General features: G+C 68.8%; 10 protein-coding genes and 2 riboswitches. Of the genes, 2 read left to right on the plus strand and 8 right to left on the minus strand.

What is annotated here, in order from left to right; all coding sequences use genetic code 11:
• Window positions 1-16: 16 nt before the first annotated feature.
• Window positions 17-162, minus strand: a riboswitch (adenosylcobalamin (AdoCbl) riboswitch).
• 193 nt (window positions 163-355) lie between these two features.
• From G9V96_RS09425 to G9V96_RS09435, 3 genes are read right to left on the minus strand one after another with little or no spacing between them, the layout of a single operon-like run.
• Window positions 356-2158, minus strand: coding sequence for an ABC transporter ATP-binding protein (locus G9V96_RS09425; protein WP_168582797.1), 1803 nt, complete (start codon window positions 2156-2158; stop codon window positions 356-358).
• Window positions 2155-3966 carry an ABC transporter transmembrane domain-containing protein gene (locus G9V96_RS09430; RefSeq protein WP_168582798.1) on the minus strand — a complete coding sequence of 604 codons (1812 nt, stop codon included), beginning with the start codon at window positions 3964-3966 and terminating at the stop codon, window positions 2155-2157. The genes G9V96_RS09425 and G9V96_RS09430 overlap by 4 nt, the downstream gene beginning before the upstream one ends.
• Window positions 3963-4730 (minus strand): hypothetical protein, encoded by a 768-nt coding sequence (locus G9V96_RS09435; RefSeq protein ID WP_168582799.1) that lies wholly within the window; start codon window positions 4728-4730, stop codon window positions 3963-3965. The genes G9V96_RS09430 and G9V96_RS09435 overlap by 4 nt, the downstream gene beginning before the upstream one ends.
• Before the next feature lie 421 nt (window positions 4731-5151).
• Window positions 5152-5371: riboswitch (cobalamin riboswitch) on the minus strand.
• A 292-nt stretch (window positions 5372-5663) separates the two neighbouring features.
• On the opposite strand from G9V96_RS09435, the gene G9V96_RS09440 reads away from it, so the two are divergent.
• Entirely contained in the window at window positions 5664-6575 is a 912-nt protein-coding gene (locus tag G9V96_RS09440) for an alpha/beta fold hydrolase (protein ID WP_168582800.1), read from the plus strand.
• 201 nt (window positions 6576-6776) lie between these two features.
• Here G9V96_RS09440 and G9V96_RS09445 read toward each other — a convergent pair whose 3' ends face one another.
• The 4 genes from G9V96_RS09445 to G9V96_RS09460 all read right to left on the minus strand — a co-directional run bounded on the left by G9V96_RS09445 (window position 6777) and on the right by G9V96_RS09460 (window position 13473).
• Window positions 6777-8450: an AMP-binding protein gene (locus G9V96_RS09445; RefSeq protein ID WP_168582801.1), complete on the minus strand. Its 1674-nt coding sequence runs from the start codon at window positions 8448-8450 to the stop codon at window positions 6777-6779.
• 58 nt (window positions 8451-8508) lie between these two features.
• Complete coding sequence (locus G9V96_RS09450) at window positions 8509-11778, minus strand: carboxyl transferase domain-containing protein (RefSeq protein ID WP_168582802.1); 3270 nt, start codon at window positions 11776-11778, stop codon at window positions 8509-8511.
• A 322-nt stretch (window positions 11779-12100) separates the two neighbouring features.
• Entirely contained in the window at window positions 12101-12826 is a 726-nt protein-coding gene (locus G9V96_RS09455) for a TetR/AcrR family transcriptional regulator (RefSeq protein ID WP_168582803.1), read from the minus strand.
• The gene (locus G9V96_RS09460; protein ID WP_168582804.1) at window positions 12823-13473 is read right to left on the minus strand and encodes an HAD family hydrolase; all 651 of its coding nucleotides are present in this window, start codon (window positions 13471-13473) and stop codon (window positions 12823-12825) included. Before G9V96_RS09460 ends, G9V96_RS09455 begins: the two co-directional genes overlap by 4 nt.
• 294 nt (window positions 13474-13767) lie before the next feature.
• Between G9V96_RS09460 and G9V96_RS09465 the strand changes: the two genes are divergently transcribed.
• Complete coding sequence (locus G9V96_RS09465) at window positions 13768-14871, plus strand: alpha/beta fold hydrolase (protein WP_168582805.1); 1104 nt, start codon at window positions 13768-13770, stop codon at window positions 14869-14871.
• A gap of 85 nt (window positions 14872-14956) precedes the next feature.
• On the opposite strand, the gene G9V96_RS09470 is transcribed toward G9V96_RS09465, so the two are convergent.
• Window positions 14957-16699: a DEAD/DEAH box helicase gene (locus tag G9V96_RS09470; RefSeq protein WP_168582806.1), complete on the minus strand. Its 1743-nt coding sequence runs from the start codon at window positions 16697-16699 to the stop codon at window positions 14957-14959.
• Between the last annotated feature and the right edge of the window lie 122 nt (window positions 16700-16821).

A 16821-nucleotide genomic window follows, 5' to 3' on the forward strand; every position in this document is an offset into this window, starting at 1 on the left:
CGGACGGAGCCTGGCTCCGGGCGACCCGCCCTTCCTTCGAGGGCGTGACATGGTCGGAACCACGAGAAGGCGACCGGACTCATCCCCTTCGTGGGGCATCACCGTTGCGGGACAGTGCCGGAATCTCACCGGCTTCGCTTCTTGTGGGACGCCTGGGCGAGGCGGTCCAGGCAGCGTCAGTCTGGCACGCGCACCTCGCGTGGTCCTCGGCCTAAGGTCCCGCCCGCTACAGGTGATCTCCGTTACGCCCTGACCTGCGCAACAAAGCACATATGCGCAGTTGAGACGGGCGGCACGCACGCAGGCCCCCAGGCGTCAGCGCCTGGGTATGGAGTCGCAGTCTGGCGCGCAGCGCTCAGCGGGTTGTCGTCCAGGCCTGCCACAGGTCGTGGAAGGGGCCGGGGCGGTCGATGAGCTCTGCAGGGGTGCCCGCGTCGACGATACGGCCCTGCGCCATGACGACGATGCGGTCGGCGATGACCGCTTGGCTGAGCCGGTGCGCGACGACGATCGCGCTTCGGCCACGCACCACTTCAGCGGCGGCGCGGTCCAGAACACTCGCCCCGGCGCTGCCAGCCTCGGCGGTGGCTTCGTCGAGCACGACGACCGGCGGGTCGGCGACCAGAATGCGCGCCAGGGCGAGCTGCTGTGCTTGGGCCGCGGTCAACCGCGTCCCGAGGCGGCCCACGATCGTGTCCGCACCCTTGGGCAGTGCCCCGACCCAGTCGGTGGCACCCACCCGTTGCAGCGCGTCCTGCAACCGGCGCTCCGCGTCGCGCTCCTCCAAGCCCCCGGGCAGCGCAAGCAGCACGTCTGCACGCAATGGCCCGCTGAAGGTGTGCACGTCTTGAGAGAGCAGCACCACATCGGGTAATTCAGGGTCGCGTTGGGGTGCCACACCGACGCGCACCGCACCGGTCTGTGGTTCCAGTAGCCCCGCGATCAGCGCCGATAGTGTCGACTTCCCGGCCCCGGAGGCACCGACGAGCGCGACGACCTCAGCGGGAGCCACCGTGAGGTTCACTCCGTCCAGCACCGGGGGGCCGTCGTCGTAGGCGAATGACACGTTCTCGATGCGGATCTCACCGGGAGCCAGAGGGGTCTGCGAGCGGTCGACCTCGACGCGCTCCTCGGGTTTGCCCTCGGCCTCCACCGAGACTGCGGGCGCGAAGTCGATCACGCCGGTGATACGGCGTAGCGCGATGAGCGCGGCCTGGAAGTCGTCGAGGAAAAACAGTACGAAACGGATGGGGCCGAAGAGACGCAACAGGATGAGGATGGCTGCCGTGGTCTCACCCACGGTGACCGAGCCGGAACGGGCCAGGACAATCCCGATCCCGAGCAGCGCCACGATGGTGACGGCCTCGATGAACAGCAGCCACACCGTGAGCACACTGATCAGGCGCCGCCCCCGCAAGCGCGCTTGCACCAGCGCCCAGGATCCGGCCGAGACCGTCGCCGCCCGTTCGGCCTGCATGCCGAACGCCTGCACCGTCTCCAGGCCCTGCACCGTGGTCAGCACGTTCCCGGCGTGGACCGCCGAGGCGGTGCGCTCGGTGACGTAGGCCGCGGAGGCGCGCGGCCAATACCAGCGCACCACGAAGATGTAGCCCACCGCCCCCAGCGCGATGGCGAGCAGGAAGGCCGGATTCGCAACTCCGATCCCGGCGGTGGAGATGATGATGCTGACCGAGGTGGATACCAGCCGGGGCGCCACGATCATCGAGGCTTCCCGTGCCCGCGCGACGTCGTCCCCAACGCGCGCCACCAGATCGGCGGTTCCCACCCGGTCGACCACCGGGTGCGGTAGCCGCAACGCCGAGCGCACGAGGTCCTCGCGCAGCCGGGCTAGGGCAGCAGCGAAGAACCCTGGCGCTGCGGCCAACCCGACCCCACCGGCGATCCCGCCCAATACGACGGAGCCGAGCATGAGCGTGGCTGCCAGCGGCAGCATGTGCAGGCCGTCACCGGCGCTGACCGCGTCGACGACTCGTCCTGCTTGGTGGGGTAGCACCAGATCCAGCAGGGCGGCGGCCGTCATCGCGAGCACCGCCATCACCAGGTAATGCCCGCGTCCTTTGCCGGCCCGCCAGGCCAGCGTCACCGCTCGCCCGGTCGAGGCCAGGGGAAGGCCTGGGGCCGTGGTGTCCTCACTCATGTCAAGGCCTGGACGTAGTCGGGCTCGCTCAACAACTCGCTGTGTCGCCCGCGGCGCAGCACGGAGCCGTTCTCGTCCAACTGCACCACCTCATCTGCCGCCGCAAGGAGTTCCGGTGTCGTCGTGAGCAGCAGGGTGGGTCCTCCCCCGCGGGCCTGCCGCAGTTGGTTGGCGATGCGGGCCGTGGTCACGGCATCGACGTTAGTGGTGGGTTCGTGCAGAACAAGCAGATCAGCGGAGCGATATAACGCTCGGGCCAAAGCGACTCGTTGCCGTTGACCGCCGGATAGTGTGCGGCCTTCGGGGCCGACGCGGGTATCGAGCCCATCGCGTTGGGTGCGGGCCACCTCGTCGCAGGTCGTCGCAGCCAGGACGGCAGCAAGCCGCTGATCACCGGTCGGCCCATCCGGCGGCGGATCGAGGTCATCGCCGAGAGCGGCGGTGTCGGCCGGGGATTCGTAGCCGCAGATATTGGTGCGCAGCGTGCCGTCGAACAGATCCACCTGATGCGGGGGCGCAAGGATCAGCCGCCGTTGCGTCTCGATCCTCAGTTGAGCCAAATCGACCTCGCCCCAATACAGCTGACCGCTCTGGGGTGACTTCCGGCGTGCCAACAGGTCCGCGAGCGCCTCCGCGACGAGACCGGGCGAGAGCACTGCCACCAGCCCGCGCACTTCCAGATCCAGGTCGACGGGCTGTTCCAACCGGCCGGCCAGCGTGACATCGCGCAGCTGCAGGCGGCGGGACTCGGGCTGGTCCTCGCAGCTGCCCTGAGTCAACGCCGGCGGGGTCTCTAGCACGCCGATGACCCGATCGGCCGAGGCCTGGGAGGCACTGAACACCGCAGCCGTGTCGATACCGATGCTGCGCAGTGGCGGCCCCATCGTCTGCGCCAGACCGGCAACGGCGGCGACATCGCCCACGGTGAGTTGACCGGCCAGCCCCAGGTAGGCGGCCAACACGGTCAGCCCCACGATGAAGAATCCGACGACGACGTTCACGCCGGCCGCGTACGCGCCGCGGACGATCCTGGTGCGCAGCGTGGCCGCGAGCGCCCGGTCTCCAACGGCAGCGAAGCGGGTGACGGCCTGGTCTTGGGCCCGCAGGCCTTGCACGACCCGCAGCCCGGCAACGAAATCGGCCGCCGATCCGGAGGCAGCAGCCTCGGCCGTGCGTTCCACCCGGGTGTAGGGCCGGATCGGGCGGATACCGCGCACCGAGACGAACACAATGATCGGCACCGACACGGCGACGACTGCTGCGAGCCGCCAGTCCAGCACGGCAAGGGCGATGATCGAGCCACCCACCGTCACGGCATGTCCAGGCAGGGTCGTGACCGTCGTCATCCCGCGCGAGGTCGCCGGCACGTCCGTGGAGGCGACGCTGACGAGGTCGCCGGGCAGCCGGGCGGGGCCGCCGAGACCGCGTGGGTCCAGGAGCCGGTCGATGAGCGCCAGACGCAGGTCGTGCTGGACCACGCAGGCGCCGACGTCCCCGGACAGCCGTAAGCCGGTGGCGATACAGCGCAGGCCGTACAACACCAGGATCAAGACGCACCAGCCGGCGGCGGCGAGGACATCCCCTGCGACCAGACCGCTGTCGATCGAGCGGCCCACCGCCAAGGGCACGAGCAGCCCGAGTGCACTGGTGAGGATCGATCCAAGGCTGGAGGGGATGAGCCAGCGGCCTCCGCCTCGAATGAGCCGCTTCACCAGGGCGTCACCGTCAGCGATCCCGGCGGTGGGGATGGCGCGCTGCCCCAGCGGGGGAGCATCGGCGGGCACGCGGCCCGGACGCCACACCCTCACGAGACCTCCGAGCATGGCCGTGCGCCAAAGGCCGACCTGAGCGCACGAGCATCACAACTGGCCTCGTTCACCGCCAGGCCGATTCCCTGGAGCGCTTCGTTCGGCGACTCGGCGTGCGAGCTGGGTGTTCCTCGATGGTGTTCAGGGTGCAGCAACGTCACCGTGAGGGCTTCTCGAGGTTGCTTCGCAGTGTCACCGGCTTCATGCGTCGACGACGGGTCGTCGGCTTCAAGTGCTGCTTCTCGGGCTATGCAGTCAAGCACGTCTGCGACCTCGTGGCGGGGTGGGCGGTCGAGCACGACAAACACGTGCAGACCTACGAGCGGGGCGGGGGTCGGCTCTGATTCTCCCTGCCCCGACCCGCGCTCGCACTCCGGCGCCCCACTTTCGCGGGGTCCCTGCTGCGGCAAGGGCAACGGCGCGGCTATCGCCACCACGAACACTCGTAGCGAGGGTCCGTGCCGGTAGGCCAACCCCGCCCGTGCCACATTGCCGTTCACGCGGCGCACCAGCACTTCCTCCGGTTCCCAGCCCAGCAGCCGGGCAACGGTGCGCTCCGGCAGGGTCTGCGGTGAGTTCGGCGGGGTCTGCACGCACTCTTCATGTAGGCAGACCCGGCGTACAACGCCCGTCATCAGTGCGCCGTTCGGGCTGAGTTGGTAGGCACGGCAAGGCTGTTCACAGTCGGCGATGAGCATTCGGCCGACTCGGTGGATGCGCAGCCAGCCGCGCTCTTCGACCAGGTTCGTCACGAGCCGGGTCATCGGGAGCGCCCTTGGTCGTGGGCGATCTGTGGCCTCTGCTGCGCAGGCGCGGTCGTTCTCATGCCGGTCTCTTCTCACCAGGTCCAGAGCGCTTGGGGTCCCGAGCGGGGGACTGAGCGCGGCGGGACCCCGGGACGGGGCCGGAGGAATGGGTGAATCTCAGCCCCGCCCCGGGGCGTCGGGTAGGCCGAAGCGCGTTAGTACGCAGCGGCCGGGCAGGCGCTTTACCTCAGAGAGGCAAACCGAGGCCTGCTGGACGCCGGGGCGTGCGAGCACACCGACGGGACGCGGTGGTGAATGTTCGACATGAGACCTCCCGAAAGCGACTCGGGGGTTGATCGGCCACTGGCCTTCGCGGACAGCATTAGCCGCGAGTGCTGGGGCCGCCTTCCCACGAGGCGACGACTGCAGGGCGCGCTGCACGGCGTGCGACGCACTGGCAGGTCTTCGGACTTGTGGGCGCTGCCGGGCCGGAGATCCAGCTCGGGTTTCTACTGGCCGTCGCTTCCCAGGTGGTCGTTCCCAGTGCTCATGACGGCGTTCGTTCCCACTCACCGCTGCGGGGCAGTCCCGGATTCGCACCGGGTTCCCTCTTGCGACTCCCCGCCGAGGCGGGGAGAACCAGCGCTGCCAGCTTAGCCGTCGGGATCGTCGCAGGTGCTTCATTGACTCCTACCCACAGCGGCGGCGCTGGGTGGCGCGGCCGTCTGCCCCCCCGGGGGTAGCCACTTGGATCAGGTCGGGGGTGGCCGCGACGGGGGGTTGTCGGGGTATTGGCTAAGAGGTCATGGCCTGCCACGCCTGCTCGAATAGTCCCGCTCGCATGGGGCGCAGCCGTTGGGCGAAAAAGTGCGTCGGAACGCCCAGCTTGCAAAAGACCCACTGGTACATCACGCCGTTGGCATCCTAGGTGAGAGACCCTACTCTTAGCTCATGCTGCAGCCCTTGTGCACGACCGTTGCTACCCCCACCGGCGACCTCGCGGTCATCGACCACCCCAGCGACGGGCCCGACATCCTGTGCTTGCACGGCGTCGGGTATTCGGCCGATATGTGGGAGGAGCTGGCCCAGGCGCTGCACGGCAAGGCCCGCGTCGTTTCTTTGGACCTGCGCGGCCACGGCCAGAGCGAAGCGGAACTCACTGAGGCAGAGCAGATCTGGCGTGACCTGCCGATCGTCATCGAGGCCTTGGGCCTCACCGAGCCGGTCCTCGTGGGGCACGATTTCGGCGGGTATTTCGCGGCCGCTGCGGCAGCCACCTGGCCAGAGCTGGCCAGCGGCCTCGTCATCATCGATGGGCCTGTCTCGCTGCCGCGGGACGAAGCCGTCGAATGGTTGGCAACAATCACCGGACCAGAAGTCGTCGACATTCTCGCGGAACGTTTCGGGTTGGGAGTCGGCGGTAACGACCAAACCGACTTCGAAGAATTCTTCGACAAATCCGTCGCACGCGTCGTCGAAGACTGGATGACCCATGAAACGGGTATCGACCATGTCCGCTCGGGCCTGACCCGCTCGATTCGGCGTAGCGGCGACGGCTCCTGGCAGCGCCGCCCCGACCCTGAGGTCATCCGCATCCTGGGTCAGGTCAGCAGCGAGGCCGACGTCTTCTACTCGATCGATATCTACGACCGGCTCTCGTTGCCCATCTTGTTCGTGCAGCCCAGCGACGGCTTGTACGCCGACGCGGCCGAATCCATCCGAACCCTCGTGCAGGGACACCCTGAGCGCACTCTGATCGAATGCCCGGGCGGCAGCCACATCGCTCAGACCGATCCCGAGGCGATCGCGCTGGACATCGTGAACTTCCTGCAGCGGCGCGACGAACTGAGCGGCGGCAACTGAGCGGCGCGCCAGTGGGGCGACCGGTGTCGCCCCACTGCGCGGCTGCGCTCCGGGGTTGCCGGGCGAATCCCACTGGGCGGCGACGGAGGTTGGCTGCGCCGGCCGACCCCGGAGAGGTGACCCGCCACCTGGGCGCACTGGGCGCGAACAGCTGACCCGCCTCGTCCCGCAGCCTGCCGAACTTCTGCCAGCAGGCCCGGCTCAGCCCTCGTCGGCGATCTCCTGAGCGCGAGAACTCAGATCGACCTTGCGGATCTTGCCCGTCGGGGTCATCGGCAGTTGCTCGACGATCTCGATGGTCGGCACCTTGTAGGAGGCCATGTTCTCGCGCGCCCAAGCGTGCAGGTCTTCGGCGGATAGCTGGGCTCCGGGCGTGGTCTGGACGAAGGCGATCGGACGCTGACCGTGGCGCGGGTCGTCGGCCGGGACCACTGCGGCGGTAACCACGTCAGGGTGCGCGGCCAGGAGCATTTCGACTTCGGCCGGGAAGACGCTCATTCCGCTGACCTTGATGAGTTCCTTGTCGCGGCCCAGGTAATGCAGCGCTCCGATCTCGTCGATGAAGCCGTTGTCCCCGGTGCGCAGCCAGCCGTCGATGAGTTGGCGCGTGGTCGCTTCGTCGTTGTTGCGGTACCGGACCAGGACGGAGGGGCTGCGCACAAGGATCTCGCCGGGCTCCCCCAGCGGGCGCGGCTCCAGGGTGATCGGGTCGACCACGGCGATGTCGGTGCCGGGCACCGGCAGCCCGCAGAAGACCGGTTCGGCGAGCAGGTCGGCGTCATTCTCGTGGAAGCCGTACGGCACAACGTCGCAGGTGTGGGTCTCGGTCATCCCGTAGGCCGCCTCACGAAGCACCGAGTGGCTTCCGACGGCCTGCGCCCAGGTTGCACGCACCGCCGGGGTGAGCCGCCGTACGAACGACATCGCCAACGGGTCGACGAGACTGCTCAGGTCCCGCTGGGGCAGGTCGTCGCGGTTCAGCAGGTCCAGGTAGGTCTCGACGGTGCCGACCATGGTGGTCACCTGGTGTTTCTCGATGGCGTCCAGGGCCGTGTCGGCGTCCCAGCGGGCCATGAGCACTCCCGTCCCGCCGGAGACCACCGGCATGAGGATGCCGATGTCTTCCCCGGCGATCCAGAACACGGGAATGAAGCACAGTGAGACGAAAGAGCCGTCGAACTTCTGCCCGCTGGAGGCCAGCGCGGTAGCACCGGTGTAAAGCTTGTTGGCCTGGGTGTGTTCGCAGCCCTTGGGTAGGCCGGAGGTGCCGGAGGTGTAGTTCAGCGAGGCAAGGGCCGTCAGGTCGCCGCGGTCCTCGGGGAACGATTCGGCACCCACGACCTGCGCCCAGCCGGTCGGGTTCATCTGCGCGGGAATCGCCACGGCGGGCTCACCGACGTGGACGTAGCAGGTGACGTTCGAGGCTTGCGCCGCCGGAACGATCTGGGAGGCGAGCGCGCCCAGAGAGACCAGGGCGGTGATCCCGGCGTCGGTGAGTTCATGGGTGAGTTCGGCGCGCTGCAGCAGCGGGTTGACCGGCACGATGACGGCCCCGGCGCGCAGCACCGCGATGAAGGCGGTGACGAACTCCAACCCGTTGGGCAGGTGCAGGCCGACGCGATCGCCCGGTTCAACACCGGCGGCGACGAGCCCGCCCGCGACGCGGCGACTCTGCTCGTCGAGTTGCGCCCAGGTCAGGCTCGCCTCGCCGTAGACAAAGGCGACCTTGTCGGCCCGTTCCTGGGCCCAATGCTCGACGTAGCCGGGCAGGGTGGTCTCCGGCGGCAGCGGGTAGGAAACCTCGTGCGGTGTCCCGGCGGGCCGGTGGGCAGCCTGGCGTCGGCGCAGATCCTCGACGTATGTGCTCAGGTCCATGGGTCTCTCCTTCAGTGGGTGCGCGGGGTCGTTCTGGGCGGTGAGGCTGCGCGTGCGCTCACCAGGTGTCGATGAAGCCGGCGCCGCCCAGGGGCAGACGCGGCGGAAGCGCGGTGGTGATCCAGCGGCGGGTGTCGATGGGGTCGATGACGTCGTCGATCTCGACGACGGCGGCGGCGTTGGCGGCGCGGCCACGCTCGTACAGGTCGGCCAGCAGCTTCTCGAAGAGTTCCTGCCGCGCGACCGGGTCGGCTACGGCGGCGAGCTCTTTGGCGAACCCGAGCCGGACGGCCCCTTCCAGGCCCATCCCGCCGACCTCACCGGTCGGCCAGGACACGGTGGCCGGGCCGGTGGCGAACGAACCGGCCGCCATCGCCATCGCGCCCAGCCCGTACGCCTTGCGCAGCACGACGGTCAGCACGGGGATGCGCAGGTGGGCGCCCAGGACGAACAGCCGCGCGAAATGCCGCACGGTTGCGGTGCGTTCCGCATCCGGCCCGACCATGAACCCGGGGGTGTCGCACAGAGAGACGACGGGCAGCCCGTAGGCGTCGCACAGACGCAGGAACCGGGCGAGTTTGTCGGCGGCGTCGCGGTCCAGAGCTCCGCCGAGATGGCGCGGATTGTTCGCGACGATCCCCAGCGGACGCCCCTCGATTCGGGCGAAGGTGGTGATGATGCCTTGCCCGAACCCGGCCCGCAATTCCAGGACGGAGTCGACGTCGGCGAGCAGATGAATCGCTTCTCGCACGTCGTAGGCGCGCACTCGGTTCTCGGGAACGACGAAGCGCAGGCGACGCTGATCGTGTTCGGCCCAGTCGGCGACCGGACCTTGGGTGTAGGACAGGTAGCGCCGGGCGACCTGCACCGCTTCGGCTTCGTCGGCGACGGCCACGTCGACGACACCGTTGCCGCTCTGCACCTCGATAGGTCCGACCTCTTCGGGGGCGAACGAGCCCAGCCCGCCCCCGGCGATCATCGCTGGGCCGCCCATGCCGATGCTGGAGTTCGCGGTGGCGATGACGACGTCGCAGCATCCCAACAGCGCCGCGTTACCGGCGAAGCAGCGCCCGGCAGCGATGCCCACGGTCGGCACCCGCCCGGACAGGCGCCCCATCGCGGTGAAGGTGGGCACATCCAGCCCGGAGGCGACGGTGGTGTCGGTGTCGCCGGGCCTGCCGCCGCCGCCTTCGGCAAACAGCACCACGGGTAGCCGTTGCTCGTAGGCCAGGTGCAGCAGGCGGTCGGTCTTCTTGTGGTTCAGGTAGCCCTGCGTCCCGGCCAGGACGGTGTAGTCGTAGGCCAGCACGGCGACCCGGCTGGCGTCCGGGCCGAACTCCTGGGATCCGATGCGCCCCACGCCGGTGACGATCCCGTCGGCGGGGGTCGTCGCAATGAGTTCTTCCATCGATTTGCGGCGGCGCTGCGCCGCGACGGCCAACCCGCCGTACTCGATGAGACTGTCGGGGTCCAGGAGGTGTTCCAGGTTCTCGCGGGCGGTGCGCATGCCGATGCCGTGCCGTTTGGCGATGGCGTCCGGGCGCGCCTGGTCCGCGGTGAACGTTTTGCGTTCGCGTAGAGCGTGCAGGTCGGCGCGGACCTCGTCCAGGTCCTGCTCGACGTCGGCGTCGTCTTCGCTGCCCGCGTCGGGGTCGGGGTCGATGCGAACGAGCACCGTTCCTGCCTCGACGGCGTCGCCTGCGTGGCCGCGCGCGTCAGTGACGGTGCCTGCGGCGTCGGCCAGCAGCGGGTGCTCCATCTTCATCGCTTCGACGACGGCGACCACCTGTCCGCGCGTCACGCTCTGCCCAGGGGCGACCGCCAATTCGATGAGGGTGCCGCTTAGCGGGGTGGCGATGACCCCGGCCGCCACCTGCGCGTCCTGGCCCGTCGGGGAGTCCGCACCGGTCTGGGCGGCGGGCAGCAGTTCGGTGAGGTGCTGGTCGACGAAGCGGGTCGTGGCCACCCCGGCGCGCACGTCGGGGTGGGCCAGGATCGCCGACAGCAGACCGGCGTTCGTGGCTACCACGCCGGTGGAAAGCCCAGCCAACGCGCGCCGGGTCTTCTCCAGCGCCGTCGGCAGCAGCGCCGTGGAGTCCGTGCTGTTCTCGGGCAGCCCGGAGGCGCGACCGGTCGTGTGCGTGATGACCTTGGCCAGTAGGGAGTCGAAGTCGGAACCGATCAGGGTTCCCGGTTCGACGCCGGTGTCGACGCGCACCCCCGGCCCGGCTGGCAGCGCCAACGGTTCGAGACGGCCGTGGGCGGGGCGCACCGAACCGTCGAGCAGCAGCGTCTCGGCGTTGACTCGGGCTTGCACGGCCACCCCGCGCGGGGTCGGGATCCGCTCTTGACTGACGTGCAGGTCGGCCAGGGTGGCTCCGGCCGCGACGCGCAGTGAGAGCGCGACCAGGTCCAGGCCGGTCACTTCCTCTGTGACGGTGTGCTCGACCTGCAGCCGGGGGTTGGCTTCGATGAACACGAACTCGCCGGTGGCGACGTCCAGGAGGAACTCGAACGTGCCCAGGCCCCGGTAGTGCTGGGCGCGGGCCATCCGTAGGGCCGCGTCCAGCAGCGCGGTGCGTGTCGATTCCGGTAGGCCGGGCGCGGGGGCGATCTCGATGAGTTTCTGGTGGCGTCGCTGCAGCGAGCAGTCCCGGTCGTGTAGGTGGACGACGGCGCCGGTGCCGTCGCCGAGGACCTGCGCTTCGATGTGGCGGGCGGCGCCGACGAGCCGCTCAAGGTAGACGTCGCCGTTACCGAAGGCCCGCAACGCCTCCGAGGAGGCACGGTCATAGGCCTGCGGCAGCTCGGCGGCGTCGGTGACGACGCGCATCCCGCGACCACCGCCCCCGGCGATGGCTTTGACGACGACCCCCTCGCCGCCGTGTTCGGCGAAGAACGTGTGCGCCTGCTCCAGCGTGGTCGGGCCGGTGGTCGCGGGCAAGACGGGAACCCCGTGTTCGCGGGCCAGGTCGCGAGCGCGGGACTTGTCACCGAAGAGGTCGAGTTGGGCGGGGGTGGGTCCGGCGAAAGCCAGGCCCGCCTGCTCACACGCGGCGGCGAACTGGGCGTTCTCGGACAGGAAGCCGTAGCCGGGAGCGACGATGTCGCACCCGGAGGCGGTCGCCACCTCGACGAGGGCCGGGATCGACAGGTACGCTGCCGCTCCTTCACCGGGCAGCAGGTGCGCTTCGTCGGCGAGGCGGGTGTGGGGAGCGTCGCGTTCAGCGCGGGTGAATACGGCGACGCTGCGCATACCGAGTTCAGCTGCCGCTCGTTCTAGGCGGACGGCGATCTCGCCCCGGTTGGCGATGAAAACGGTGCTCACAGATCTCTCCTGAAGGTTCCACGTGAAACGGCGAACTCGCGGGGTGGCGGCAAGGTCATGGACGGGCGGCGACGCGTACGGGCCGGCGAACTACCCGGGCCTCACCCCCAGCCCCGAGGCGGGCGGTCCCGTCGGCGACCTCGTCCAGGCGTAACCGTTCGGGTCTGCGTTGGTACTGGCCGCGGCCCGCCAGCACGTCGGACAAGTCGGCTGGGGCGGCCAATCGCTGCACGCCGATCTGGTCGAGACCGGCTGGGGAACAGGTGGTCCGAACGGCGCAGCACGTCGCGGGGTTCGCCGAGTTCGTGGATTCGCCGGGCTCTCATGACTCTCCTTCGGCGCCGGGGCGGCCCGGGGCCGGCAGAGGCGGCTTGCCGGTGGGGGTGGGCAGGTCGGGGCGCGTCAGACCCAGGGCATTGGTCCACAGACGGGTCGCGGTGTCGGCGAGCAGGTTCAGGTCGGCGTCGCTCACGGTGCCGTCGGCTTCTGCCAGCGCGTGCACCGCCAGGCGCGAGACCATGCTGGACAGGGCGGAGGCGGCGAGGTCGGCGTCCAGATCGGGGTCGGCCAGGCCGCGTTGTTGCAGGTCACAGATGGAGCGGGCATTGCGTTCGACGAAGACGGCGCGGCGGCGTGCCCGCAGCTCGCGCCAGCGTGGTTCAACGAGTGCCGCCTGGTCCAGCAGGCTGACGATGCGGGCGTGGCGACGGTAGGCGGCCAGGTAGGCGTAGTTGCCAGCGCGGATGACGGCGACGGGGTCGCCGGTGTCTGCCGGCTTGGGCCCGGGGTGCAGGATCTCGTCTTCAACTTCGTGAATGACAGCGTCGAACGCGGCGTCCTTGCTGTCGAAGTAGGTGTAGAAGCTGCCGATGGCGCATCCGGCTTCGGCGGCGATGTCGACGAGGCGCGCCTCAAGGTAGCCGTCGCGTTCGAAGACGCGTCGGGCGGCCGCGACGAGGACTGCTCGGCTGCGTTCGCCGCGCCGGGTGGATGGTTCACGCAGGCGCGCGGGGTCGACCAGGCGGGGTAGGTGCAGGTCGGACGTCATCCGGCGCTCTGTGCGTCGGGCCGGACCAGGCCGGGGTTGTCGAAGTGGACGGCGAGCTCGGCGGCTGTGCTCGCGGCGTCGCGGTGCAGCACTCCGACGATGCCGAGCCTGGCGGCGCCGTCGAGGTTGGCGCGCAGGTCGTCGACCATGACGCAGTCGGTGGGGGCGACACCGAGGCGCTCGCAGGCCAGCTGGTAGATAGCGCGAGAGGGTTTGCGCACTCCTTCGACGCCGGAGATGACGACGGTGTCGGCGATGGCGTTCAGGTCGACCCCCCGGTAGGCGTCACGCCCGAGGGAGTTCGTGACCAGGGCGACGGGGACCCCGCTGGCGCGTACGCGCGCGACGAGGTCGAGCATTTCGTGGTCGAGGCCTAGCCCGCCGAGAACCCGGGCGATGAGGCCGTGCGCGTCGACGTCGGCGCCGTGGCGGCCCAGGGCGTCGGCGTAGGCGGCTTCGAACTCTTCGTCGCTGGCCCGGCCACATTCGTGCGCGACGAACGCGGCCCGCGCCGCTTCGTCGGTGGACAGCAGGCGTAACGGCAGGTCTGCAGGAAGCCCGATCTGGGCGGCGAACGTCGCGAATGCGTCGTGCAGTGACTCGGTGAGCACCCCGCCGTAATCGACGAGCAACGCTGTGCGAGACATCGACGTCCCTCCCAAATTCTTCCGTGGACGTCGGTGCCGCCCGGCACCCACTTTGCCGAATCCGCATTCAGTTTCAAAGCAGTGCTCACCAGTCGGGAAAGTCACCTGCTCCCCAGCCGAGTGATCAGCACGTGGTTTTCGGGGGCCGCTGCCGCTGCAGGAAACCCCCCGCGGACCGTCTTGGGCGGCCTCAACTGAGCGGGCAGCGGCGGCGACGGTCTCCGCACTTTCGTTGACAGCCAACGGGATCGCCGCAAGACTCGCGGGCACCATCACCGATGATCGGAGTTCGCCATGCGACCTGCCCGCGCGCTGACCTTGTCCACGATCGTGGCTACCGGACTCACGCTGGGCCTCGGGGCGGTGAATGCCTCGGCAACCGATGCGACTCCTGCCGGTGAGGGCAAGCACCATCCGCCATCGAGGTTGCAGAACGACTTCGATCACATCGGCGCCCAGGTCCACTCTCTGACGCGAGGCGATCGCACGACCTACTACATCGACGAGGGCACCCCCGGCCAGCGGGTGGTCGTCTTCATCGGGGGCCAGGGCACCAGCCTGGAGTCCTTCCAGCTCACCGAGTTCGCGCGCAGCACGCGGCAACAGCTCGGTCTGCGGGTGATCTCAATTGAACGCAACGGTTTCGGTCAGTCAGCCTTCGACCCCGCCCTTGGCTACGACGACTACGTGTCAGAGGTCCGGTCCGTCCTGGACCACCTCGATGTCGATGAGTTCGTCATCATGGCGATCTCCGGTGGCGGCGCGTACGCGGCACACCTTGCTGCGGCGATGCCGGAGCGGGTCATCTCGGTGCATGCGGCTGCGGCGAGCCCGATGACGCTCCCGACCCGTTCAGCGCCGCGTGGTTGCGAGCAGAGCGTTAAGCAGCGCAATGCGGCCAACGCTCACTGGACTCACAACCCCCTGCTGTGGTGGGCCGTGCCAGGTTCACCCGTTCTGCTCGTGCCGGGCTGGCAAGACCGGGCGTACGCGGACGGGACGCGCTCTTTCTACCTCGGCGGCCAACTGGGTGACCCCAGCGCGCTCAGCCACGAGGGCGCTCTGCCGTGCGGTGCCGAGGCGGTTGCGGACACCAAGAAAATCACTGCCCCGGCGTACCTGTACTGGGGCGGCGCGGACGAGGTGGTGCCGGTGGCTGCGATGAAGGCGTGGCAGGCGGCGCTGCCCAACGTTGCCAAGGCCACGGTCTACCCCGGTGAGGGCCACACGGTGCAGTACCGGCACTGGGACCAGATCCTCGTGGATATGGCTGGCTACAGCGATCACACCGTCGTATGCAAACACGGACAGACGCGACTTCTGCCGGCGAGGAAGGCCAAAGGAGCGCTCAATCACGGTGCGACGCTCGGACTGTGCGCCTGGTCGCAAGCCCACTAACAACCGACTGATGCCAGCCTCGGCGCGCCTCGTGGCGGGGCCCTTCAGCTCAGGGTTGGGCCCGGGTTGCGGCATCAGAGGGCCCTCATGACTCGGCGCAGGCAACGCACGGTGGCTGGTGGCCGACTCCTTCCTGCGGGGGCATCTCCCACATGGGCGTGCCGCGGAGGAAGGCGAGCGCCTCATCAATGTTTTCGGGCAGCCTCAGATGGATGGCGGCTTGGGCGTTGGCGATGATCTCCTCAAGGTGCGGCGGAACTTCCTCTACGCCAGGGTCTTCAGAGGTTTCGATCGCGTACAAGATGACCAGGCGTGCATAACGCCCGTCGCTCTTCTTTCGCACCACACGGCCCAGTCGCTGAATCATCTGTCGTCGCGTCTTACTGGCGCCCAGAATGATGCCCAAGTCCGCATCGGGGATGTCGACCCCCTCATCCAGAATGCGTGGCGCGCTGATGCTGCGAGTCTGGCCACTTCTGAGCAGCTCAAGTCGCTCTTCGCGTTCGTCCCGGCCGAGTTCACCGTGCACAGCGGCACTCTCGCAACCGGCGCGGTTGAGGACCTCGGCCGCCTCAGTAGCGGATGCGGTAGTACCGGTGAACACGATCGTGCCGCCGGAGGCAATGACAGCTGGTGCGAGCGAGTCGAGTGCAGCGACCTTCGCCGCGACCCTGGCCAGCACGTCGCGGCGACGCGCGAACGCGGCAAGGAAGGCACGAGCGCTTGACGCGGCGGGATGATCGTGCTGGTGGTTGAGCTGCTGGGCATACATCAGCACCTCCACAAAGCTGGGCGAATCACCGCCCAGGTTTCCGGCCAGCACCCGCCATGCACGCTTCAAGCCGTCTGAGACGGCGTCGTATTCAGCTCGCTCCGGCGGCGAGAGCGGCACCCCCAATTGGGCAACTCGGAATGGAGCGATCAGTTCCTCGGCCAGCGCACGCTCGTACCCGAGACGGAAACACACACCGTTGAAGTACGGCAGGAGCACATCCGTGTCGCCTTCGTCGCCACGCTCAAACGTCGCAGAAAGGCCCAGACGTTGACTGAAGTTTGGGCGCAGCGCCCACGCGAAGGTTGGGGCGCCGTACCGGTGCGCTTCGTCAGCCACGAGTAGTGCCCGCTCGTCCGGCCATAGCGGGTTCTTGTGGGCCAGGGTCTGCACCGTGTCAACCAGCACGTGCCAGCCCGGGGAACGAGTTGCGTCGGTCGACACTCGCACCCCGGGGAACAGTTCGCGAACTTGAGCTTCCCACTGCGACACGAGACCCTGCGTCGGCGTCATCACGACCACACGCAGCCCATCCATCAGCGCCTCCGCGAGCGCCGCAAGACCGACCCGTGTTTTGCCTGCGCCCGTGACCGCCTCCACAACACCGACCCGATCGGCACGGCGCCACGCCTCGAGCGCCTCCATTTGCCACGGGTATAGGTCCGGCAATTCGATCTCCGGCAAATCTGGGAGGACCGGAGCAGACCCCTCCGTCGACGGCGGCGGCGTGTTCGTCCACGCCTCGAAGGTCTGCTGCGGTGGCGCATCGACTGTCTCTTGTTTCGCCCCAACCTCTTCGGCAGGGAAGTCGGCTTCCGGATCCGGGCCGCTCCGCGCCTGCACGCAGGGAAGCGGCTGTGTGTCTTGTGGCGACAGCACGTCCTCGGTATCCGGTAGCGACGATGACATCACCTCGGGCGTGGGGGGCGTCTCGAACAGCGCCCGAAGGGCGACGAGACGGGCCTGCATGCGCGCAAAAGCGGCCCCTGCCGTCGCGACATCATCGGCGAGTGCACCAATTTCGCGCGCGATCGCGCGACGATCCAGGTCCGCCATCGCTCCCACTCTCTTCAGCTCTCTTCTGGGCTGCCTACTTATCGATCGGCGCCGATCCTGCGAGCACAAGAGGACTGGCGGAATTACTACGCGTCTGCACCGTTCGGCCGACCGGGATAAGA

It is taken from the genome of Gephyromycinifex aptenodytis (assembly GCF_012277275.1).
GTDB classification, from domain to species: Bacteria; Actinomycetota; Actinomycetes; order Actinomycetales; family Dermatophilaceae; genus Gephyromycinifex; species Gephyromycinifex aptenodytis.